Annotated in this window: 15 protein-coding genes, 3 tRNA genes and 1 pseudogene; 3 read left to right on the top strand and 16 right to left on the bottom strand. The window is 44.5% G+C overall.

Features of this window, described 5'->3' with window-relative positions; genetic code table 11:
• Positions 1 to 29: 29 nt before the first annotated feature.
• From WKT12_RS01720 to ppdK, 3 genes are all read right to left on the bottom strand, one after another.
• Complete coding sequence (locus WKT12_RS01720; RefSeq protein ID WP_340318582.1) at positions 30 to 725, bottom strand: hypothetical protein; 696 nt, start codon at positions 723 to 725, stop codon at positions 30 to 32.
• A gap of 179 nt (positions 726 to 904) precedes the next feature.
• Positions 905 to 2,107, bottom strand: coding sequence for a tyrosine-type recombinase/integrase (locus WKT12_RS01715; RefSeq protein ID WP_340318581.1), 1,203 nt, complete (start codon positions 2,105 to 2,107; stop codon positions 905 to 907).
• A 198-nt stretch (positions 2,108 to 2,305) separates the two neighbouring features.
• Positions 2,306 to 5,026 carry a pyruvate, phosphate dikinase gene (gene ppdK, locus WKT12_RS01710; protein WP_021970981.1) on the bottom strand — a complete coding sequence of 907 codons (2,721 nt, stop codon included), beginning with the start codon at positions 5,024 to 5,026 and terminating at the stop codon, positions 2,306 to 2,308.
• Between the two features lie 236 nt (positions 5,027 to 5,262).
• Between ppdK and rlmD the strand changes: the two genes are divergently transcribed.
• Both rlmD and WKT12_RS01700 read left to right on the top strand, forming a co-directional pair.
• Positions 5,263 to 6,681 carry a 23S rRNA (uracil(1939)-C(5))-methyltransferase RlmD gene (gene rlmD / locus WKT12_RS01705; RefSeq protein ID WP_340318580.1) on the top strand — a complete coding sequence of 473 codons (1,419 nt, stop codon included), beginning with the start codon at positions 5,263 to 5,265 and terminating at the stop codon, positions 6,679 to 6,681.
• Positions 6,682 to 6,703: 22 nt separating this feature from the next.
• Positions 6,704 to 7,627, top strand: coding sequence for an RluA family pseudouridine synthase (locus WKT12_RS01700; RefSeq protein ID WP_021970983.1), 924 nt, complete (start codon positions 6,704 to 6,706; stop codon positions 7,625 to 7,627).
• 74 nt (positions 7,628 to 7,701) lie between these two features.
• Here the strand turns inward: WKT12_RS01700 and WKT12_RS01695 are convergent.
• The 12 genes and pseudogenes from WKT12_RS01695 to WKT12_RS01640 form a co-directional block, all read right to left on the bottom strand.
• Positions 7,702 to 8,197, bottom strand: a pseudogene (locus WKT12_RS01695) (3'-5' exonuclease).
• A 15-nt stretch (positions 8,198 to 8,212) separates the two neighbouring features.
• Positions 8,213 to 8,374, bottom strand: coding sequence for a hypothetical protein (locus WKT12_RS01690; protein ID WP_340318579.1), 162 nt, complete (start codon positions 8,372 to 8,374; stop codon positions 8,213 to 8,215).
• A 7-nt stretch (positions 8,375 to 8,381) separates the two neighbouring features.
• On the bottom strand, positions 8,382 to 9,038 hold the full coding sequence (locus WKT12_RS01685) for a carbohydrate-binding family 9-like protein (RefSeq protein ID WP_340318578.1): 657 nt from the start codon (positions 9,036 to 9,038) through the stop codon (positions 8,382 to 8,384).
• Positions 9,039 to 9,125: 87 nt separating this feature from the next.
• A tRNA-Pro gene (locus tag WKT12_RS01680) sits at positions 9,126 to 9,200 on the bottom strand.
• 45 nt (positions 9,201 to 9,245) lie between these two features.
• Positions 9,246 to 9,320, bottom strand: a tRNA-Pro gene (locus WKT12_RS01675).
• 47 nt (positions 9,321 to 9,367) lie between these two features.
• Positions 9,368 to 9,442, bottom strand: a tRNA-Pro gene (locus WKT12_RS01670).
• 357 nt (positions 9,443 to 9,799) lie between these two features.
• A complete protein-coding gene (locus tag WKT12_RS01665; protein ID WP_340318577.1) occupies positions 9,800 to 10,429 on the bottom strand; it encodes an HAD family hydrolase in 630 nt (209 codons plus the stop codon).
• Positions 10,430 to 10,450: 21 nt separating this feature from the next.
• Complete coding sequence (locus tag WKT12_RS01660) at positions 10,451 to 12,577, bottom strand: S9 family peptidase (RefSeq protein WP_340318576.1); 2,127 nt, start codon at positions 12,575 to 12,577, stop codon at positions 10,451 to 10,453.
• Between the two features lie 321 nt (positions 12,578 to 12,898).
• A complete protein-coding gene (locus WKT12_RS01655; protein WP_021970989.1) occupies positions 12,899 to 13,330 on the bottom strand; it encodes a hypothetical protein in 432 nt (143 codons plus the stop codon).
• A gap of 111 nt (positions 13,331 to 13,441) precedes the next feature.
• Entirely contained in the window at positions 13,442 to 14,779 is a 1,338-nt protein-coding gene (locus WKT12_RS01650) for an MATE family efflux transporter (protein WP_021970990.1), read from the bottom strand.
• Positions 14,780 to 14,796: 17 nt separating this feature from the next.
• Positions 14,797 to 15,285 carry a pyridoxamine 5'-phosphate oxidase family protein gene (locus WKT12_RS01645; protein WP_340318575.1) on the bottom strand — a complete coding sequence of 163 codons (489 nt, stop codon included), beginning with the start codon at positions 15,283 to 15,285 and terminating at the stop codon, positions 14,797 to 14,799.
• Between the two features lie 138 nt (positions 15,286 to 15,423).
• Positions 15,424 to 16,599 carry an iron-containing alcohol dehydrogenase gene (locus WKT12_RS01640; RefSeq protein WP_340318574.1) on the bottom strand — a complete coding sequence of 392 codons (1,176 nt, stop codon included), beginning with the start codon at positions 16,597 to 16,599 and terminating at the stop codon, positions 15,424 to 15,426.
• Positions 16,600 to 16,721: 122 nt separating this feature from the next.
• Here WKT12_RS01640 and WKT12_RS01635 point away from each other — a divergent pair, with 122 nt between their 5' ends.
• On the top strand, positions 16,722 to 18,389 hold the full coding sequence (locus WKT12_RS01635; RefSeq protein WP_021970993.1) for a formate--tetrahydrofolate ligase: 1,668 nt from the start codon (positions 16,722 to 16,724) through the stop codon (positions 18,387 to 18,389).
• Positions 18,390 to 18,498: 109 nt separating this feature from the next.
• Here the strand turns inward: WKT12_RS01635 and WKT12_RS01630 are convergent, their stop codons facing one another.
• Complete coding sequence (locus WKT12_RS01630) at positions 18,499 to 21,174, bottom strand: glycoside hydrolase family 2 TIM barrel-domain containing protein (RefSeq protein ID WP_445323109.1); 2,676 nt, start codon at positions 21,172 to 21,174, stop codon at positions 18,499 to 18,501.
• Positions 21,175 to 21,189: the final 15 nt, after the last annotated feature.

Raw genomic sequence — 21,189 nt, 5'->3', positions numbered from 1 at the left:
GAGGATTATACATTCAATCACACATAGTATTATGCGCCTTGTTCAACCATAATAAGATAGTGATTTATTTCATCTTCTGTAGGGTTAAATTCTTCCACTAAATCAAGCCAAGTATTATGCCCAAGATGTGGATACATCAACACTTTTGCACTCAAATGTTCTGCATTGGTTAATGCCATAGGTGCATCATAAGAAGACCACAGGATATTATTGTCAATAAGGCTGTTTCTGTACTTTTTGAAAGTGTTCTTGGATATACCCAGTGATTCCCAAACTCTTTGGTCTGATAAATCATATCTGAAAGTACCATTTATACAAATGCAATACAATCCTATCATTACACCTTTCTCTTCAGGAGAAATGGTTCTATCAAAGAAAAATTCCTTTCTGATAAATCTAAAGTTATGTGTTGGATTTGGTAAATAAAAATGATTTCTTCTTACAAGTGGTTGTTCTTGAATACATCTGTACCTAATAAAGCCACTTCTTTTTAATCTTGGATAGAAATTGTTAGAGATGTAATCTTCAGATACACCTGTAAGAGCAGATAACTGATTAACAGTAACATTGGTATACAAATAACTTGCATCAGAATAATACTCGGATGATAAATACATTCCTGCAAGCAAGTACAGGTCTTTTGGCTTGAATAAGCCAGTGGCATTAATAGGGAATGGAGTGTAATCCTTTCTTGCCACAATCAAATTTGGATGTCTTTCTTCCATAATTCAGCTATTTATTTGTTAAACAATAAATTATGGGTCAAAAACACTCCTATACTAAATATCTACTTACTAATATTTAGCTATAATTAGTATTAGGGTAATTTTGACCCCAACATCGGATAATAAGAAAATTTGATTGTTTGATTGAGGATTATTGATGTCGAATGCAAAAGTATAAATTATTTTTTGAAACCAAACACGCATTCAATCACTTTTTCATTAAGTACATTAATTTGAGAGTAATCTTTCTTAATATATCCTTCAGTAACCCTATGAGCAGAAGAATGATTCAAAGCAAAACCTACCTCTGCTATACTTGCCCCACAATTATTTTGAGCTATTGTAGCCCATGAATGGCGAAAATTATAGATACAGATATTGGGTAAACCATTGAATCTACAATATGGTTTTAAGCCACTGTTTACATTGATATTAAAGCAGTTACTATCCTGATACCTTTCTGAAAAATTCAATAAATACCCTGTTTTAGATTTGTACTTCTCAAATAAAGGGAATAGTCTTGCGGGTATCTTAATTTCCATATAAGCACCATCTTTCCTGAACTTCTTTGTCTTTTGCCTATGATAACACAGCAAATCTCCCTTCAAGTTCTCTTTCTTTAGCTCAAATAAATCTACTGTATTTATACCAGCCAAACAAAATACCATTTCTGCTACATCCCTACTTAGTTCGGACAAAGATGCTTTTAACTTAGTTTCAGGAACAATACCTTGAAAGAATTTGCGAAGTATGGAAATATCCAATGCTCTCTTTTCAGGGACATCTGCCTTAGGAATTGTAATCTTTCTAAATGGGTGTAATTTAATTCTAATGATATTCTTGTCGTAATCATTATACTCTTCAAGAGCAGCATTATAAACCATCCTTATACAAATGGGGTACATTTCTTTAGCCCTGTTTGTTCCAGATAAAGAATTAATCCAACCTTGAATAAATTGAGTTGTCAATTTGGAGAACATAATATTATCTGTACCTGCGTACTTTTCCAAAGACATATATGCCCATTTATAGTTTTTGGCATTTCTTTCCATCTTTCTGAGTGTAGCCATTTCTAAAACATATTTCCTCGCATATTTTGAAAAAGAGATGTCCTTATCAATATTCTGCAAATAAGAGATTATATCATGTATATCCCAAAATGAAATATCTACTGCATTCAATCTTTCACTATAGTTCTTAATCAAATTGGAGCCATAGGAAAGAATCTCAGGGTCTTTAATTTCTCCTTTTCTTAACTTAGAAGCAATTATCACTTTATCTGTTTTGATATATCCTACTTTTCTACTATGAGTGATTCTAATGTAAACAGGAAATAATTTATCATTTCTCTGTTGTCTAACACAGATTTTAAAACTTACCATATATAACTAATAATCAATATTATACGAATATTATTTCAGTGTAAACATTCTCTTAATTTAGTGTAAACATGAAGTAAACACTACTACATGAAAATCAGAAAAACAAAGTAATATAACATAGAAAAAGGGACTTGCTACTATAAACAAGCCCCTTAACTTATTGATTATTAGTAAATATCTGCTTTTCTTCTTTAGAGATTATTCCTCAATTGCAGCCTGCGCCGCAGCCAGTCTGGCGATAGGAACGCGGAATGGAGAACAACTTACGTAGTCCAAGCCAACTTTGTGGCAGAACTTAACAGAAGAAGGTTCACCACCATGCTCGCCACAGATACCGCATTTCAAATCCGGACGGACAGAACGTCCTTTCTGGACAGCCATTTCTACCAATTGACCAACGCCGTTCTGGTCGAGAACTTGGAACGGGTCTACCTTCAAAATCTTCTTTTCCAGATATACAGGCAGGAAGGAAGCAATATCGTCACGCGAGTAACCGAAGGTCATCTGAGTCAAGTCATTGGTTCCGAATGAGAAGTATTCGGCGTGAGAAGCGATGCGGTCGGCAGTCAGGGCAGCACGCGGTACTTCAATCATTGTACCTACCTTGAATGGAATTTCTACGCCTTCTTCTTTAAATAAGCGTGCAGCAGTTTCACGAATCACTTTTTCTTGCGCCTCGAATTCATAGAGGATACCGATAAGCGGTACCATAATTTCCGGATGCGGGTCGTAACCTTCTTTCTTCAATTCGCAGGCAGCACCCAGAATGGCGCGGGTCTGCATTTCAGTGATTTCAGGATAAGTGTTTCCCAAACGACATCCACGGTGACCCAACATCGGGTTGTGTTCACACAGACTTTCTACGCGCTGACGGATGTAATCAACTGTTACGCCCATAGCTTTAGCCATTTCTTCCTGTCCTTTCAAATCGTGCGGAACAAATTCATGCAAAGGAGGGTCGAGTAGACGTACGTTCACCGGACAGCCGTCCATTGCCTTGAAGATACCCTTGAAGTCAGCTTTCTGGTATGGAAGCAGTTTGTCGAGTGCTTTCTTACGTCCTTCTACATCAGGAGCCAGGATCATTTCACGCATTGCGATGATCTTCTGGTTATCGAAGAACATATGTTCCGTACGGCAAAGTCCGATACCGGTAGCACCGAAGCTGCGAGCCACCTCAGCATCGTGCGGCGTATCAGCATTGGTACGTACTTTCAGGCGAGTATATTTATCGCAAAGTTTCATCAGTTTCGCAAAGTCACCGGATAATTCAGCTGCGCGGGTAGGAACTTCTCCAGCATACACTTCACCGGTGCTACCGTTCAATGAAATGAAATCACCTTCTTTCAAGACAGTTCCATCTATTTCTACCGTGCGTGCTTTGTAGTCGACATTGATAGCGCCTGCACCTGATACACAACATTTACCCATGCCTCGTGCCACAACAGCTGCATGCGATGTCATTCCGCCTCGTGCTGTCAGAATACCTTCGGCAGCAGTCATACCGGCAAGGTCTTCAGGAGAAGTTTCGATACGTACTAAAACTACCCGGTGTCCGTCGGCACGCCACTGAGCTGCGTCGTCGGCAAAGAATACAATCTGACCGCAGGCAGCACCCGGAGAAGCAGGAAGACCGCGAGTCAGTACTCTTGCCTTACGCAGAGCTTCTTTGTCAAATATCGGATGAAGCAGTTCGTCCAGCTTGTTGGGCTCGCAGCGTAAAATTGCAGTCTTTTCGTCAATCAGACCTTGCTGCAGCATTTCCATAGCGATGCGTACCATGGCAGCACCTGTACGTTTACCATTTCTTGTCTGAAGGAACCAGAGTTTACCTTCCTGAACGGTAAATTCCATATCCTGCATATCGTGGTAATGATTTTCCAGTTTTGTCTGCAGTGCATCCAATTCTTTATATATTTCCGGCATAGCCTCTTCCATAGAAGGATATTTGCTGGCACGTTCCTCTTCCGAAATTCCTTGCAAGGCAGCCCAGCGCTGAGATCCGATTTTCGTAATCTGCTGAGGCGTACGGATTCCGGCTACCACATCTTCACCTTGTGCATTGATCAAGTATTCGCCATTGAATAAATCTTCACCCGTAGCAGCGTCACGAGAGAAGCAAACGCCTGTGGCAGAAGTGTCACCCATGTTACCGAAGACCATTGCCTGTACGTTAACGGCAGTACCCCATTCAGCAGGTATACCTTCCATCTTGCGGTAAAGAATAGCACGTTCGTTCATCCATGAATCGAACACGGCACAAATGGCTCCCCAAAGTTGTTCGTAAGCATTTTCTGGAAAATCCTGTCCGGTCTGAGCTTTGACGGCAGCTTTGAAACGGACTACCAGTTCTTTCAGTTCGGCTACTCCCAGCTCATTGTCCAGATGTACGCCTTTTGTTTTCTTAACATCCTCTATGATGGCTTCAAACGGATCGATATCTTCTTTATTTGTAGGTTTCATACCCAGCACCACGTCGCCATACATCTGTATAAATCGACGGTATGAGTCCCACGCAAAGCGTTCATTACCTGTTTTGCGTGCCAGACCGACAACTACTTCGTCGTTAAGTCCTAAGTTCAATATGGTATCCATCATACCAGGCATGGAGGCTCTTGCACCCGAGCGAACAGAAACCAGCAGCGGATTTTCTACATCGCCAAATTTAGATTTCATAAGTGCTTCCACTCCTTTTATAGATATCTCTACATCATCTTTTAACAGATTGACTACGTCGTCTTTTCCTTTTTCGAAATATTCGTTGCAAACTTCTGTCGTGATTGTAAATCCGGGAGGAACGGGAACGCCGATCAAGTTCATTTCTGCAAGGTTGGCTCCTTTACCACCTAAAAGATTTCTCATATCTGCTTTACCTTCAGCATGGCCGTTTCCGAAAGTGTAGATTCTTTTCTTTTCCATTTTTATAAAAGGTTTATTAAGGTTTATGTATGTTTTTCTAGTTGTAATGGTTCTTTGTAAAAGAATTTAACGCTGGCAAAACTATACATATTTTATGAATATCCAAATGAAAAAGAAACTTTTTATTGCATGTTTTGCAATATAGACATTGCAAAATTAACTTCTTCCGAAATCGTGACAGATTGTCGGGATTATTTTGTAACTTTGCCCCCAAATTGGATTTATATAAAACAGACGTGGCAAGAAAGAAAAAAGAACTTCCTTTACTGGAAAAAGTAACGATAACAGATGTAGCTGCCGAGGGTAAGGCAGTGGCGAAAGTAAATGATTTGGTAGTATTCGTACCATATGTAGTTCCCGGTGACGTAGTCGATTTGCAGGTGAAACGTAAGAAAAACCACTATGCAGAAGCGGTTGCAGTAAAATTTTATGAAAAATCGCCGATGCGTGTCGAGCCGTTCTGCCAGCATTATGGCGTTTGTGGCGGTTGTAAATGGCAGTGTCTTGCGTATGAAGACCAGATTCGCTATAAGCAGAAGCAGGTATACGATAACCTGACTCGTATTGGCAAGGTGGAATTGCCTGAGTTTATGCCTATTCTGGGTTCGGAAAAAACAATGTTTTACCGTAACAAACTGGAATTTACCTTCTCTAACAAGCGTTGGCTCACCGAAGAGGAAGTAAAGCAGGATGTGAAGTACGATCAGATGAATGCTGTGGGATTTCACATTCCGGGAGCTTTCGACAAGGTACTTGCCATTGAAAAATGCTGGTTGCAGGATGATATCTCAAACCAGATTCGTAATGCAATCCGCGATTACGCTTATGAGCATAATTATGAGTTCTTCGATTTGCGCAGTCAGGAAGGAATGCTTCGTAATATGATGGTCCGTACTTCATCTACAGGAGAGCTTATGGTGCTGTTGCAATGTAAGATTACTTCGGATGCGGAACTGGAGAAAATGAAAACACTGTTGCAGTTCGTTGCGGACAAGTTCCCTCAGATTACTTCTTTGTTGTACGTCATCAACAATAAATGCAACGATACTATCGGCGATCTGGATGTAGAAGTTTTCAAGGGAAACGATCATATTTTCGAAGAAATGGAAGGGCTTCGCTTCAAAGTAGGACCGAAATCATTCTATCAGACCAATTCGGAACAGGCATACAATCTTTATAAGGTCGCTCGTAATTTTGCAGGACTGACCGGTAATGAGCTGGTGTACGACCTTTATACCGGTACGGGTACCATTGCGAACTTCGTTTCCCGTCAGGCACGTAAAGTGATTGGTATAGAATATGTACCCGAAGCTATCGAAGATGCAAAGGTGAACTCTCAGATAAACGGCATCGACAATACTTTATTCTATGCTGGTGATATGAAAGATATCCTGACACAGGATTTCATCAATGAGCACGGTCGTCCGGATGTGATTATAACCGATCCTCCACGTGCGGGCATGCACAATGATGTTATTGATGTGATTTTGTTTGCCGAGCCTAAGCGTATTGTATATGTCAGTTGTAATCCGGCTACCCAGGCACGCGACCTTCAGTTGCTCGATGCCAAGTACAAGGTAACGGCTGTGCAGCCTGTAGATATGTTCCCGCATACACATCATGTAGAGAATGTCGTATTACTGGAGAAAAGATAAATTACATCAATAGAAAATAGTTATGTCGAGAAGAAACAGAAATGCTGGTGGCCGTCCTGTAGCGCGTGCTGCTGCGAAATATACTATATATAATGTGACGGAACCCGCTGAGCTGATGGAATTTCTGATGAAGAAAATGGCAGGAATCAGCCGTACTCGTGTAAAGGCTTTGCTTACTAATCGTGTGGTGCTGGTCGACAATAATATCCAGACGCAATACAATTATCCGCTTAAGCCGGGTATGAAGGTGCAGATAAGTCGCGAGAAGCACAACCACGAATTCCGCCATCCGATGCTGAAGATATTGTATGAAGATGCCTATCTTATTGTGGTGGAAAAGAAAGAGGGGCTTCTTTCTGTAGCAACTGAGCATCAGAAGGAAAGAACGGCACAACATATCCTGAACGAATACGTAAAGCGTGAGCACCGCAATAATCGTATTTTTGTAGTGCATCGTCTGGATCGTGAAACGTCGGGCATTATGATGTATGCCAAGGATGAGAAGACGCAGCATACGTTGCGCGATAACTGGCACGATATTGTATACGACCGCCGTTATGTTGCTATCGTAACGGGAGATATGGAAAAGGATCAGGGTACTGTTGCATCGTGGCTGACGGATCGCAAACTGTATGTAAGTTCTTCTCCTGTCGATGATGGTGGTAAATATTCGGTTACACATTACCGTACCATAAAGCGTGCCAACGGTTACTCGTTGGTCGAGCTTCAACTGGAAACCGGTCGTAAGAATCAGATTCGTGTGCACATGCAGTCGTTAGGACATCCGGTTGTAGGAGATGAACGTTATGGCTGTGAAGTTGATCCGTTGGGGCGTCTGGCGTTGCATGCGTTCAAGTTATGTTTCTATCATCCGGTAACAGGAGAACGGATGGAGTTTGAAACATTGTATCCCGCACCTTTTAAGAACTTGATGTTGAAGAAATAAATACGAACCTGATAAAGAAAGTCCGCTTTAAGTCGCCTGGTACTGAATGATACCATGACTTAAAGCGGATTTTTTTATAAGATTGCAAGGGCTATTTGTGCGCATGCCTCTGCATCACAAAGTGCATGATGATGCTGTTGCAGGTCGTAACCGCATTGGAGGGCTACCGTCTGTAACTGGTGATTGGGAAGTTTTTTGCCAAAGGTACGTCTGGAGGCCCTGCAGGTGCAATGAAATGTATAGCCAGGGTATTCCATGTGGTAGATTTGAAATGCTGCTTTCAGGCAACCTTCATCGAAAGGACTGTTGTGGGCTACAAGAGGAAGTCCGTCTATCTTTGGCGCAATTTCTTTCCATACTTCAGGGAATGCCGGAGCATGTGCCGTATCATCAAATACCAGACCATGTACTTGGGTGTTCCAGTAGCTGTAATAATTCGGGCAGGGGCGGATTAGCCGATAAATCTTGTCGACGATTTTTTCCGTTCTTTACGATGACGATTCCTACACTGCACACGCTGGAACGTTCTCTATTGGCCGTTTCAAAGTCGATTGCTGCAAAGTTCTCCATAAAAATCTTTTGCTTTTAAAGTTTTCCGATTCGTGCACTGATCTGAGCGTACGTTTCCATGTTTTCTGCCTGAGGTTCGGTCAGTTGCTGCCGTATTTTACGCACATCCCCTGTCATGATCCATAGCTTGATGGTTAGCATGACTGCAACTGCTGCTAAGAAACAACTTAAAAGCATTATTCTTTTATTTTGATTCGAAAATAATTTCTCCAAAGAAATCCGGGCAGTGGAAGCAAGGCGAGGGGAGAGCAATCGGGCTCCACGACAGGAAATGAGGAGTTTGAAGTTTATCGCCACATTTATAGAAGTTGGCTCTCATCTTTTTTCCGTCGAGTAACGTTACTTTGTCGTGGAAAAAAGCTGAGACAGGAATCCGGAGAGCAAGTTGCCAGGTGCATTCTCCCATGCGCTCTTCGAATGGTGTTCTTCCTAATGATGCCCAGCGTGCAACTTGTCCGACCGTTTCCAGCGGCGCATGTTCCCGGTTTCCCGGTATTCCGTATTCTATCAGTAGCGTACCGGCACAGTTGCATTCAAAGTTGTAATATTTGTTTTCATCTGTAGGTTGTACGAAGAACTCTGCACATGAATCTTCCCATACTCTTCCGTTGTCTGCCGGTGCGACGGCGCGTACACTTTTTTCTGTTATACAGTAGTGTATCAATACGGCATCTCCTGTGTGTGCGATTCTGAACTTTGCCTCCGGCATATAAGGATAATCCTTCCAGTTTACACAGTTTATTTGCTGGAATGGAATCTGTTCTGCATCGAAGATTGAAGGAATCTGTGCTGCTGATTCAGTGGCAGGAAAGCTGATTTTCTTTACGGATAGTGTTTTCATAATGGGATAAGAGATAGATGTTAGTAATAAAAAAATAAATGCTGATAATTAAAACCTTTAAGTTGTTTAATTACCAACATTTATTTGTCGGGGTAGCGGGATTCGAACCCACGACCCCCTGCTCCCAAAGCAGGTGCGCTAACCGGACTGCGCTACACCCCGAACTTATTTTCTCAAAACAGTTATTAAAGATCTTTCTTTTCTTCGTCGGGGTAGCGGGATTCGAACCCACGACCCCCTGCTCCCAAAGCAGGTGCGCTAACCGGACTGCGCTACACCCCGAACTTGTTTTCTTTAAACAGTTATTAAAGATCTTTTTCTTTTCTTCGTCGGGGTAGCGGGATTCGAACCCACGACCCCCTGCTCCCAAAGCAGGTGCGCTAACCGGACTGCGCTACACCCCGAAGAAGTGCTTTTCCTCAAAAGCGATGCAAAGGTAGTGCTTTGAAATGTAATATGCAAGTGTTTTGATATCTTTTTTTGAAAATTCAAATCTGCTTTTGAGCCTTTGTGGCATTGCTTTTTGGGGTAACATCCTTTATATCCGACTGATACGTTGGGAACTGACGGTGTCTTTTAGGGTATCGGAAATTACCGTTTTGTATATTTCTTTTCCCTTGTTTTCGAAAGGTGCAGCCGCTATTACCGGTTCTGATGCTTTATTTATTTTTATTGTGGGCATCATTTCTTGTTCTTGGAGGTATAAAAAAACAGAGATTCTACCCCGGAGAGGCAGAATCTCTGCTTTTCTGTAATATGTATTATTTCAATTCAGCAAGTAACTGGTTTAACTCATCCCGCCAGTCGCTCCCGTTTTGAGGCTGAAAGGTATGCATGCCTAAGTCGCGTCCGGCTGCAACGTTCGACGCTCCGTCGTCGACAAACAGGGTTTCCTGCGGCTGTATTTTACTATCGGTTAGCATGAATTCAAATATGCGTCGGTCGGGCTTCGTACAGCCTATCTGATAGGAAAGATATAACTTTTCGAAATACGCTGTCAGCGGCTTTTTTTCTGATGAAAAACGTTCGCTGCATGCCCATCCCATGACGTACGGATTCGTATTGCTGAGTACATATAGTTTGTAGCCTTTCTGTCTTAATTCTTCCAGACAGTGCAGTTTCCGTAGATCTACACCGGTAAAGAACCCTAACCATGCCTGCTGTACTTCCTCCCACGTTAACGTCCGTCCGCACAATTTGCCCAGCTCATTGCGGTAGGCTTCTTCAGTAAGTGTACCTTCTTCCAGTTCCTGAAAAATACCGGTTTGGTGATATTTGTCGAGGATGCGGTCGGCATCTGTCACTCCCAGACGGATAAAAGCCTTTACGGCCTGCTCGCGGTCGATATCGGCAATTACCCCTCCGAAGTCGAATACAATATTTTTAATCATTTCGGTTTGTTTTACCATAAATTACTTGTTTGCCGGTTTCAGCCATTTATCCAGCCATGCAAAGAAGGTACGCTGCCACAAAATACCGTTCTGCGGTTTCAGTACCCAGTGATTCTCGTCGGGGAAGATAAGTAACTGTGCCGGAACTCCTCTCAGTTTGGCGGCGTTGAAGGCAGCCATTCCCTGTGAAGCTAAGATGCGGTAATCTTTTTCTCCGTGAATGCAGAGGATTGGAGTATCCCATTTGTCAACAAACAGGTGAGGAGAGTTGGCATAGCTGCGCTGTACCGCCGGGTTGTTTTTCTCCCAGTATGCGCCTCCCAGATCCCAATTTGTGAACCAAAGTTCTTCTGTTTCCAGATATTGTTGTTCCATGTTGAAGAAACCATCGTGAGCGATAAAGGCTTTGAAGCGTTTGTTGTGATGACCTGCCAACCAGTATACCGAATAACCTCCAAAGCTGGCTCCCACACATCCCAGACGATCCTTGTCAACATACGGTTCTTTGGCGATGTCATCGATGGCACTCAGGTAGTCGTCCATGCAGTGACCTCCGTAGTTGGTACTGATTTCTTCCAGCCATTCCATACCGAATCCCGGCAGACCGCGGCGGTTAGGAGCAATGACAATGTAATCGTTGGCTGCCATAATTTGCAGGTTCCAGCGGTAGCTCCAGAACTGGCTTACCGGACTTTGAGGACCGCCCTCGCAGAACAGCAGGGTAGGATATTTCTTGTTCGGGTCGAAGTTGGCAGGATAAACTACCCACGAAAGCATGTCTTTTCCGTCGACGGTCTTGGTCCAGCGTGCTTCCACCTTACCCATCTTCAACTGGCTGAAGATATGATCGTTTTCTTTCGTGATGCGGGTTACGGTGTTTTTCTTTTTCAGATCGACTGCAAACAGCTCGTCTGCTTCGCTGATGGAGTGACGTTTGGTAAGCAACTGCTTGTTGTTCAGCATGGCAACCGAGGTATAATCGTACATGCCGTCGGTGAGCTGCTTAACTTCTCCCTTCAGGTTGGTACTGTGAATCATGCTGGTAGCATGCCATACACCCACGAAATACAATGTCTTTCCGTCGGGAGCCCAGCAATAGTCGTCTACACCCGACTGGAAGGCTTCGGTTACGTATGTCTTTTCTCCGCTTTTCAGGTTCATCACACACAGACGGTTGCGGTCGCTTTCATAGCCGTCGCGCTCCATGCTCTGCCAGGCAATGCTCTTTCCGTCGGGAGAGAATTTCGGATTGGTATCGTAACCCAGGTTCTTGTCAGTAGCATCTTCCTTGCACAGGTTACGGGTTTCACCGTTTTCTGTATTATAAAGGTAGATATCCGAGTCGGTCGATACGGAATATTCCAGACCGGTTTTCTTACGGCAGGTATAGGCAATCTGCTTGGAATCGTTGCTCCACGCCAGTTGTTCGATGCCGCCGAACGGTTTCATCGGCGATTCATAAGGCTCATTTTTCAGGATATCTGTGGCAGTTCCTACCTGATTGCCGTCGAATGCAGCCACAAAAGGATGCGGAATGCTTTCCACCCATTCGTCCCAATGCTTGTACATCAGGTCGTTGATAACCTTTCCGCTTGCCTTGTCCAGGTCGGGATACAGGTCGGATGTACGTTCGCCGTATTTCACTTGCGCGATAAACAGCACCTTGCTTTCGTCGGGTGAGAACTTGAAGCCATCGATACCTCCTTCGTAAGATGAAAGTTGCTTGCGTTCACTGCCGTCGGGGTTCATTTCCCACAACTGCATGCTTCCGCTGGCAGCACTCAGAAAGGCAATCTTGCTGCCGCCCTTGATCCATGCCGGTTCCACCTCACTGTCGGCAGTAGTAGTCAGCAACAGGTTATTCGTGCCGTCGGCATTCATTACGTAGATAACGGTGTGACTTTTATTTTCCTTTACACTATAGTAAGAAACGGTATATGCAATCTGCTTTCCGTCGGGCGATACGCTTGAACTTCCGATACGTCCCATAGCCCATAGTGCCTCGGGAGTCAGTTTCTTGTCCTTGATTCTGATTTCTTGTTTGCCGATGACAGGCTTGTCGGCATCAGCCGGAGTGGCGGCATTGACATAGCCCGATGCTGCAAACATCATGGCTGCCGTCATTGTCATAAGGTCTGTTTTCTTCATGATTATTGAATTTAATTTTTTTCGGGAAACAAAGATACTCATTTTCTCTGCTACATACGGCAGACGCAATAGATAAAGTTCGGAGTGAAAGAAATTCTTCTTTGTTGAATATCCTCAGAGATGTAAAGACGCCTCAGCACATTTTCTGAAAGACCTGCCGGATATACTGATTGTTTTTGTACAAAAAATAAAAAGTTCTGTACAAAAATACAATATGATTTGTACAAAAAATAAAGGAACTCCCCGTTCCGTTTTCCAAACTTTCGGCAGTTTCAGTAAAACAGACGGGGAGAATTAGAGAGAGAGAAACATAAGTAGTTTTTATTTCCCGATGAAATAGGCCGGGTAGTTATCCAGCAGGCAGTTCAGTTGATTGCCTCCCATCTGGATATTGTCCATGTATGAATATCGGTTGCCATAGTTGAGGCGGATGCTTGTATAACTGCTGTTCCACCAGTCCCATGCGAAGTTCAGCGTAGATTCCTGACGGTTTCCGTAGCGGTCTTGCGAGTACAGATAATCTATTCCTGTATTATCCGGATAGAAACGAAGTTCCTGATAGTAATAGACGTCGTATTCGTCGGTCCACTCGTCCGTCCAGATACGGCTGCATAAATAGTCGGTAGTTTCACGATAATCATTTGTCCCATTTCCGAATTCAATGCCTAATCCTACATAGTCGCACGAGTTTAATGTAAATATTAAAGACAGCATTGCTGCTATATAGTAAAGTTTACGTTTTATTGTTTTCATAACTTCCTCCTTTTGTTTTGATATGACAAAGATAATCCGGGAATGTGATATGTACAATTGTTTTTTCCTAATCGTAAAGAGGAATATTCCTATTTGCAATAGGGGAATTCCTTAGATACGTTTATGCTGCCAGTTGAACTTTTTGATATACAGATAACTGGCTACTCCTATGCACACGGCATACAGATGCTCGGCAGTCCAGCATACGGCTACATCGGCTTTCATGCCCATGATGACAATCAGAATGTAGATGATGTACAGGGCAAGTGCTATCATTTCGAGGATGAAGGCTGCACGGGTATTGCCTGTTCCGGATACCGACTGGAAATAAATGAAGCCGGGGATGCTGACCAGATAAGTGGAACACAGTACCCACAGGGTGGGAATGCTGGCATTTATCAGGTCGGGGATATCGGTATAAATGCGCAGTACCGGTGAAGGGAACAGGGAGATAAGCCCGACCATCGGAATCACGATGCAGGCACACAGCCGGATGTGCTGACTGATCAGGGCGGGAACCTGACGGCTGTGTCCGGCTCCTATCTGGTTGCTGACCAGGGAACTGCAAGTCGAGGCGAAGGCGGTGACCGTCATAAACGGAACACTCGATACGCTGCGTATGATATTGGATATGGCAAGCGGACGTTCTCCAAGGTGTTCGATAAAGATAAAGAACAGGAACCAGGTGGAAAGTGAAATAAAGTTCTGTACCATGGTCCATAGTGAAATGTGCATGATTTGCGACAGTTCACGGGTGCGAAAACCCGGAATATGGTTCAGCCCGTACTTGCGGAAGTCGATCTTTTTGTATGTATATCCGATGAAGAACAGCACCGATACCAGTTCGGCAAGTGATGAACCGATAGCAGCTCCGGCAATTCCCATGGCAGGAAAGCCAAACTTGCCGAATATCAACGTGTAGTTGAATACTATGTTTGCCAGTACCATGACAACAGAGTTCAGCGTGAGTGTGCGGGTTTGTGTGGTTCCGACAAAGAAAGCTCTGAACATGGCACCTATAAAGGAAAAGAAAAATCCGTATACTCGCCAGCGGATATAGTCGGTGGCTGCTCCGACAATGTGGTCGGAAGCTACCAGCACACCCAGTATTTGCTCTGAAAAGAGTTGGGAGAGTGTAAATATCACCAGACTCATCAGCATGAGGAAGTAAATGCCCTGATAGAAAATGTTTCCGATGGCACGGTAGTTGCCTTCTCCGTTGCGGCGGGCTATCAGTATCTGAGAACCGATGGTAAATCCGAATCCGATCATAAAAATAGCCAGATAGTATACGCCTGCTATGGCAGAAGCTCCCAGCTCGATTTCGCCTACGCGTCCGAGAAAGGCTGTATCGGTGATGCCGATCATTTGTTCCATGAGCAGGCTGATCAGAATGGGATAGGCTATCAGCCATATTTCTTTATAGGTATAGCTTGTTGTTGACTTCATGCTTGGCTTGGATGGTGTTAGAAACGGTTCTTGCTTTTGCCGCTGATTTCTTCAATGTCGAGGCGGATAATCTCTGTACGGTGGAATGATTTCTCGGCATATTTCATTCCTTTTATCTTGTCATCGGGGCAGTATTTGCTCAGGAACAGGGAAAGAGCCGACATGCGTTCGGCTTCGTGAAGGCCGTGGTGTGCCGTACAGCGGAGTACGATACTTTCGTAGGCTGTCGTAAATTCTCCGGGGATGACTTTGGTACGTCCTATCACGCAGAACGATACGTTGGGACAGGCGTCAATGCAGGTCAGCTTTCTGCCTATCGGGGCACAGTGTATGTAGATGGAGTTTCCTCTGTCCCATACATAGCTGAGGGGGATTCCATAAGCGCCGTCGCCGTTTTCGGTGCGCATGGAAAGTATTCCGTATTCTCCTTCTTTCAGTATTTCGAACGAACGTGTTTCGTCCAGCAGTCTGTCCTGACGGCGGACTTGAGTATTGTTGAATTCCATAATGTTGATATTTGAGTGGATGTAATAATCTGTTGTACGATAAATAAAATCAAAAAACAGGCGGATTAACATTGCACCGCTACGTGAAGCAATGAATAATCCGTCTGAGTATACGGTAGATCAAACCGCTGATAAAATTTATTGATTGGCTATCTCATAGATCTCGCGGCTTGCCCGACTGTCAAGACGTACATAATTGCCGGCTATCTGACCTTTGTCTTCGTGGAATTTTCTTACCAGCAAGTCGATGTCGGGATGTTCTATACCCAGTTCCTTGAAGGAAACAGGCATACCGATGCTATGCAGGAAAGCCTTGAAACGTGAAATACCTTCCAGTGCAACTGCTTGTAAGTCATCCGATGCCGGCACGTCCCATACACGAGTTGCAAATTGAGCCACCTTCCCCGCATTGTGTTTCGCTGCATAAGTCAGCCATGCCGGGAAAATGACAGCCAGTCCGGCACCGTGGGTTACATTGTAAATGGCACTGATTTCGTGTTCCAGACCGTGTGAGGCCCAGTCTTCTTCACAGCCTACTCCGCAGGTACCGTTGTGTGCTACGGTTCCCGCCCACATGATGTTGGCGCGTGCATCGTAATTCTCCGGTTCTGCCATTACGCGAGGTGCTTCGGTAATGATTGCTTTCAGTACACCTTCACACATGCGGTCGGCTATTTCTACTCCCGGAGTATTGCTGAAGTAACGTTCCATGATGTGTGCCATCATATCGGTGATACCGCTGGCTGTCTGCCAGGCGGGCAGAGTATAAGTAAGTTCCGGATTCATGACGGCAAAAGCCGGACGGAGGATAGCGGGAGTGTGTAGACCCAGTTTTCTCAAGCCGTCGAGTTTGGTAATAACGGCATTGCCGGAGCCTTCACTTCCCGCTGCGGGAATTGTCAGTACCACCCCGATGGGCAGTCCCGCCTGAGGCACGGATTTGCCGATGAAAAAGTCCCAGAAGTCGCCTTCGTAAGGAATACCTATGGCAATAGCCTTTGCTGTATCGATAACAGAACCTCCACCTACCGGCAGTATGAAGTCAACTTGTTCCTTGCGTCCCAGCTCGATGCCTTCGTATACTTTCGGGTCGGTAGGATTAGGCTGTACACCTCCCAGTTCGGCATAAGCGACTTTTGCCTCATCCAGCGAGTGCTTTACCTTGTCCAGCAGTCCGCTTCGTACTACCGAGCCGCCTCCATATACAATCAAAGCCTTTGTGCCGTGATATTTTCTGACCAATGTTCCTGTTTGTGTTTCTGTTGCTCTTCCGAATACAAATTCAGTCGGGCTGTAAAAGGTGAAATTGTTCATAATTGAGCTCCTTTTTCTTTAATTTGATTCTAAGTTAGATAAGAGTATTCCTAATAGTGGAACGTGATACCGCAAAGTTATGGAATTTTTCTTATCTTTGCGCTCTCATTTTCAAAATCACTATGAAATCAGATATCGAAATAGCGCGCAGTATTGAACTGACAAAGATTAAGCAGGTAGCACGTGATTATGATATACCTGTAGAAGAAATCCATAATTATGGACGTTATATCGCAAAAGTTCCAGAAACTTTGATCGATGAGGAAAAAGTAAAGAATAGTAACCTTATTCTGGTGACGGCTATTACACCGACCAAGGCGGGTATCGGAAAAACTACCGTATCAATCGGTCTGGCACTGGGGCTGACTCGTATCGGAAAGAAGGCGATTTGTGCTCTTCGCGAGCCTTCACTGGGCCCTTGCTTTGGTATGAAGGGTGGAGCTGCCGGAGGCGGATATGCTCAGGTATTGCCGATGGATAAGATTAACCTGCATTTTACAGGCGATTTTCATGCGATCACTTCGGCACACAACATGATTGCTGCTTTGCTGGACAACTATATGTATCAGAATCAGGATAACGGTTTTGCACTGAAAGAGGTGTTGTGGAACCGTGTGCTTGATGTGAACGACCGCGGCCTGCGTTATATCATTACCGGACTGGGCGGCAAATCGAACGGTATCACTCGTGAGTCGAGCTTCGATATTACACCGGCTTCGGAAATTATGGCTATTCTCTGTCTGGCAAAGGATGAAGACGATCTGCGTCGCCGTATCGAGAATATTTTGCTGGGCTTCACAATCGACAACAAACCTTTTACCGTAAAAGATCTGGGTGTAGCAGGGGCGATTACTGTATTGCTGAAGGATGCGATTGCTCCGAACTTGGTTCAAACTACGGAACATACGGCTGCTTTCGTACATGGTGGTCCGTTTGCTAACATTGCTCATGGATGTAATTCGGTAATGGCTACCAAACTGGCCATGACTTTCGGTGACTATGTGATTACGGAAGCTGGATTCGGTGCTGATCTGGGTGCTGAAAAATTCTATGATATCAAATGCCGCAAGTCGGGATTGCAGCCTAAACTGACTGTTATCGTAGCAACTGCACAGGGACTGAAAATGCATGGCGGTGTAAGTCTTGACCAGATAAAGGAACCGAATGCAGAGGGACTGGTAAAGGGACTGGCAAATCTCGACAAGCATATCGAGAACCTTCGTTCTTTCGGTCAGACGGTAGTTGTTGCTTTCAACCGTTATGCAAACGATACGGAAGAAGAAATTGATCTGGTTCGTCAGCATTGTGCGGAACTGGGAGTAGGTTTTGCGGTGAACAATGCCTTTGTAGAAGGTGGTGCTGGAGCAGTAGAACTGGCTAACTTGGTAGTAGATACCATCGAAAAACAGCCTTCAGAACCGTTACGTCTGGCATACAATGACGATGATTCTGTAGAAGAAAAGATTTCGAAGGTAGCATGCAACTTGTATGGTGCCAATATGATTACTTATAGTGCAGCAGCCAGAAAGAAACTGAAACGCATTCAAGAGCTTGGTTACGGACATTTCCCTATCTGTATCGCTAAGACACAATATTCATTCTCTACCGATCCGAAACTGTATGGAGTAGTGAAAGATTTTGAATTCCATGTGCGTGATATTGTATTGAATGCTGGAGCTGAGATGCTGGTTATTATTGCCGGTGAAATAATGCGTATGCCGGGACTGCCGAAAGAACCGCAGGCATTGCATATTGATATAGTAAATGGTGAAATAGAAGGCTTGTCTTAAAGACAGTTTTTCTTTTTCTACATCATAAGATACGGAAAGAGGTATCAGAAAAAAACAAATCGTGCAGGCTTTCAGGTCTGCACGATTTGTTTTTTTATAGGGAAATGACTTATTCAAAGTCGCTTTGCTGTTGTTCCACCTCTTTCAGTTTCATCCGGCTTTGTTCCTGTTGTTGCTTGCGCATTTCTTCGTCTGCCTGATTGGCTGAAGACTGGTTCTCTCGTTTTCCGGGGCCGTTCAATAGAAGATTCAGTTCATTCTTGTCGGCAATGAACGGGTGTGCCGTCTTTGCCGTCGGGATGACGAGTTCGGCAGAAACCGGAGTGTGTATTCCGCTGGGTACGACCGATGCTTTTATTTTGATGCTACCTTCCTGAGCTTTGGCACGTACCAGAATCGGAGCCGTTCCCCATTGTACGGCACGGGGGTTGGTAAATGTTTCTTCGCTTGCGACAAGTTCTCCCGGGCCTTCTATCTCAAACTTGATGTGACAGTTGTTCAATCGTTTGATATTTCCGTTGTCATCGGTGATGGCTGCAACGACCGTAATCAGGTCGGAGCCGTCGGCTGTTGTCTGCATACCCTCATTGTCGGCCCATAACTTGATTTGGGAAGGACGTCGGGCGGGCATTACTTTATGAGTAGCTACCACTTTCCCATCTACGAGTCCTTCTGCCAGCAGGTAAGAGTCTGCATGCTTACGTGCTCTGGCCAGCTGCTTGTCGTACATTACGTCCCATACGTCCTTGAACGTAATAACCGGTGAGGGCATGCCTTCGTTTGTTTTCTCTTTCTTATAGACCAACTGTTTCCCGTCCTTGCAGTAAGTTAGACGTACCTCGTCGCAGTTGCTGTATACTGTAACATCTTTCGGTGAGAAAGGTGTCATGGCGTTGGCGATGAATACCATCGGACCGTTTTCTGCTATCAGCTTGTCGTTCGTTTCGGCAGGGCGCTGTGAGCAGAACATATAGTAAGACAATTTAGGCTGACGGAATGCATCCATGATACCTCCGTAGAACGGATCGGGATGATAGCCGCGCTGATGGTCGAAAGAATGCCAGAGGCATCCACCCATGTGCTGCCGTGTATTGCGGTATAAAGCATCGTAGCAGGTATATTTATAATCTGTTTTGGCATATCCCTGAGCTTGAATCAGCATAGGTACTTCCCCCCATGCACGGTTCACCCGGCTTGGAGAATTATGCGAATTCCAGTCGTCTACGTTATCTCCCCATTCGCGGGTGAAATATGAAATCTTAGGATCCATGGTTGCTGTGTTGAAGGCTCCTCCCGCTCCGTTCAACGGATGAGTAAAGTGGATGGGAAAGTATTCATGTCCTTTGGCGGTGACATCACATCCTGCGTAGCAATAAGGGTAAGGATACTCTTCGTGAAGAATATCGACAACGTTTTTGGCAAAATCTTCCGGATACCATGTTTCGTTCAGGATGGGTTCCCACATCCAGACAGAAGGATGGTTTCTGTCGCGTCTTACCATGTTGCGAATATCACTGTAAACTCTTTGTGCAAATACCGGTTCGTTGTTCCAGAATTGCCAGCCCGGCGTATTGACTATCACGAAGAGGCCCAGTTCGTCGCAGGCATCCATAAATGCAGGATCTTGCGGATAGTGGGCGTTACGAATCACCCGGAGTCCTGCATCACGCAGCTTCTTGGCATCTCTCCAGTGGAGACTATTGGAAAGTGCGTTGCCTATTACGGCAAAATCCTGGTGTCTGTTGGCTCCTATCAGCGGATAAGGGTAAGGCTTTCCGTTGAGCCAGAAACCATCTTTTCCCTTGAATTCAATGCTTCGGATGCCGATGCGTCGGCGATACCCGTCGACGGTCTGTCCTGATTTATCCTTGATCAGGACATGAAGCTGATATAAATACGGACTGTCCGGTTCCCATAATTCAGGATTCTCTACCGTAAGGTTGAGAGAGGTTTTACGTGCCTTTCCCTTGCTTACCGAGAAAGATTTATCAGCCTGACATACAAGTCGGTTGTCTTTATCGAACAACTGGTAGGCAACTTTTCCGGAGAACGACTTGTCCGACAGGTTACGGATGTGGGCATCTAATCTTACTTCTGCCGATTTTTCAGAAATCTGTCCGAATGAAACGAAGAGTCCTCCGCCGGCTGTTTCGTTCTCATAATTAGGATCGGTAATAAATACGTTGTTATGTACAATCATCCAGCAATCTCTGTAGATACCTCCACAATACGTAAAGTCGAGTTGGTCTTGTGGTTTTCCGGGAGGGTAGGACGGATCATTGCTGTTGTCTGCCCATACGGCAATCACATTATCTTCTCCATACTTGATGTATTTGGTTACATTGGCAATGACAGGCAGGAATCCGCCGAAGTGCTCGTTGACCAGCGTCCCGTTAATCCATACCTTGGATTTCCCCATGATGGCTTCAAAGTGCAGGAAAAGTTGTTTCCCTTTCCACGAAACCTCCGGTGTAAAATGTTTCCGGTACCATACTTCTCCCTGATAGTTGACGCATCCGCTGGCTTCTGTAGGAACATATTCTATGCCGTCGGGCAGGGAAACAAGATTCCATTCTTTATCATTGAATCCGGGCTGTTCAGCTCCTTTCAGACTTCCTTTGTACATACGCCAGGCAGGATTCATACTATACACCGTTCGTCCCGTATGGGGAAGTTCGAAAAAACCGGCAGTAGAATATTCCGGTTGATAAGCAAAACTTTGCTGTGTGATGCATGTCATCAGGCAGCAAAGAACGAAATAAATGTAGGGGATTGATTTCTTCATGCAGTATGATTTAAG

The sequence above is a fragment of the Phocaeicola sp. HCN-6420 genome, assembly GCF_037890145.1.
Taxonomy (GTDB): Bacteria; Bacteroidota; Bacteroidia; order Bacteroidales; family Bacteroidaceae; genus Phocaeicola.
Note: the sequence above shows the minus strand (reverse complement) of the source record. Positions and strands in the feature narration are given on the sequence as shown.

Excerpts from the sequence above, each read along its gene's own strand:
- WKT12_RS01715 (WP_340318581.1), bottom strand. The coding sequence starts at position 2,107 with ATGGTAAGTTTTAAAATCTGTGTTAGACAACAGAGAAATGATAAATTA.
- WKT12_RS01630 (WP_445323109.1), bottom strand. The coding sequence starts at position 21,174 with ATGAAGAAATCAATCCCCTACATTTATTTCGTTCTTTGCTGCCTGATG.
- WKT12_RS01685 (WP_340318578.1), bottom strand. The coding sequence starts at position 9,038 with ATGAAAACACTATCCGTAAAGAAAATCAGCTTTCCTGCCACTGAATCA.
- WKT12_RS01665 (WP_340318577.1), bottom strand. The coding sequence starts at position 10,429 with ATGATTAAAAATATTGTATTCGACTTCGGAGGGGTAATTGCCGATATC.
- WKT12_RS01650 (WP_021970990.1), bottom strand. The coding sequence starts at position 14,779 with ATGAAGTCAACAACAAGCTATACCTATAAAGAAATATGGCTGATAGCC.
- ppdK (WP_021970981.1), bottom strand. The coding sequence starts at position 5,026 with ATGGAAAAGAAAAGAATCTACACTTTCGGAAACGGCCATGCTGAAGGT.
- WKT12_RS01700 (WP_021970983.1), top strand. The coding sequence starts at position 6,704 with ATGTCGAGAAGAAACAGAAATGCTGGTGGCCGTCCTGTAGCGCGTGCT.
- WKT12_RS01645 (WP_340318575.1), bottom strand. The coding sequence starts at position 15,285 with ATGGAATTCAACAATACTCAAGTCCGCCGTCAGGACAGACTGCTGGAC.
- WKT12_RS01655 (WP_021970989.1), bottom strand. The coding sequence starts at position 13,330 with ATGAAAACAATAAAACGTAAACTTTACTATATAGCAGCAATGCTGTCT.
- WKT12_RS01635 (WP_021970993.1), top strand. The coding sequence starts at position 16,722 with ATGAAATCAGATATCGAAATAGCGCGCAGTATTGAACTGACAAAGATT.
- WKT12_RS01720 (WP_340318582.1), bottom strand. The coding sequence starts at position 725 with ATGGAAGAAAGACATCCAAATTTGATTGTGGCAAGAAAGGATTACACT.
- WKT12_RS01690 (WP_340318579.1), bottom strand. The coding sequence starts at position 8,374 with ATGCTTTTAAGTTGTTTCTTAGCAGCAGTTGCAGTCATGCTAACCATC.
- WKT12_RS01660 (WP_340318576.1), bottom strand. The coding sequence starts at position 12,577 with ATGAAGAAAACAGACCTTATGACAATGACGGCAGCCATGATGTTTGCA.
- WKT12_RS01640 (WP_340318574.1), bottom strand. The coding sequence starts at position 16,599 with ATGAACAATTTCACCTTTTACAGCCCGACTGAATTTGTATTCGGAAGA.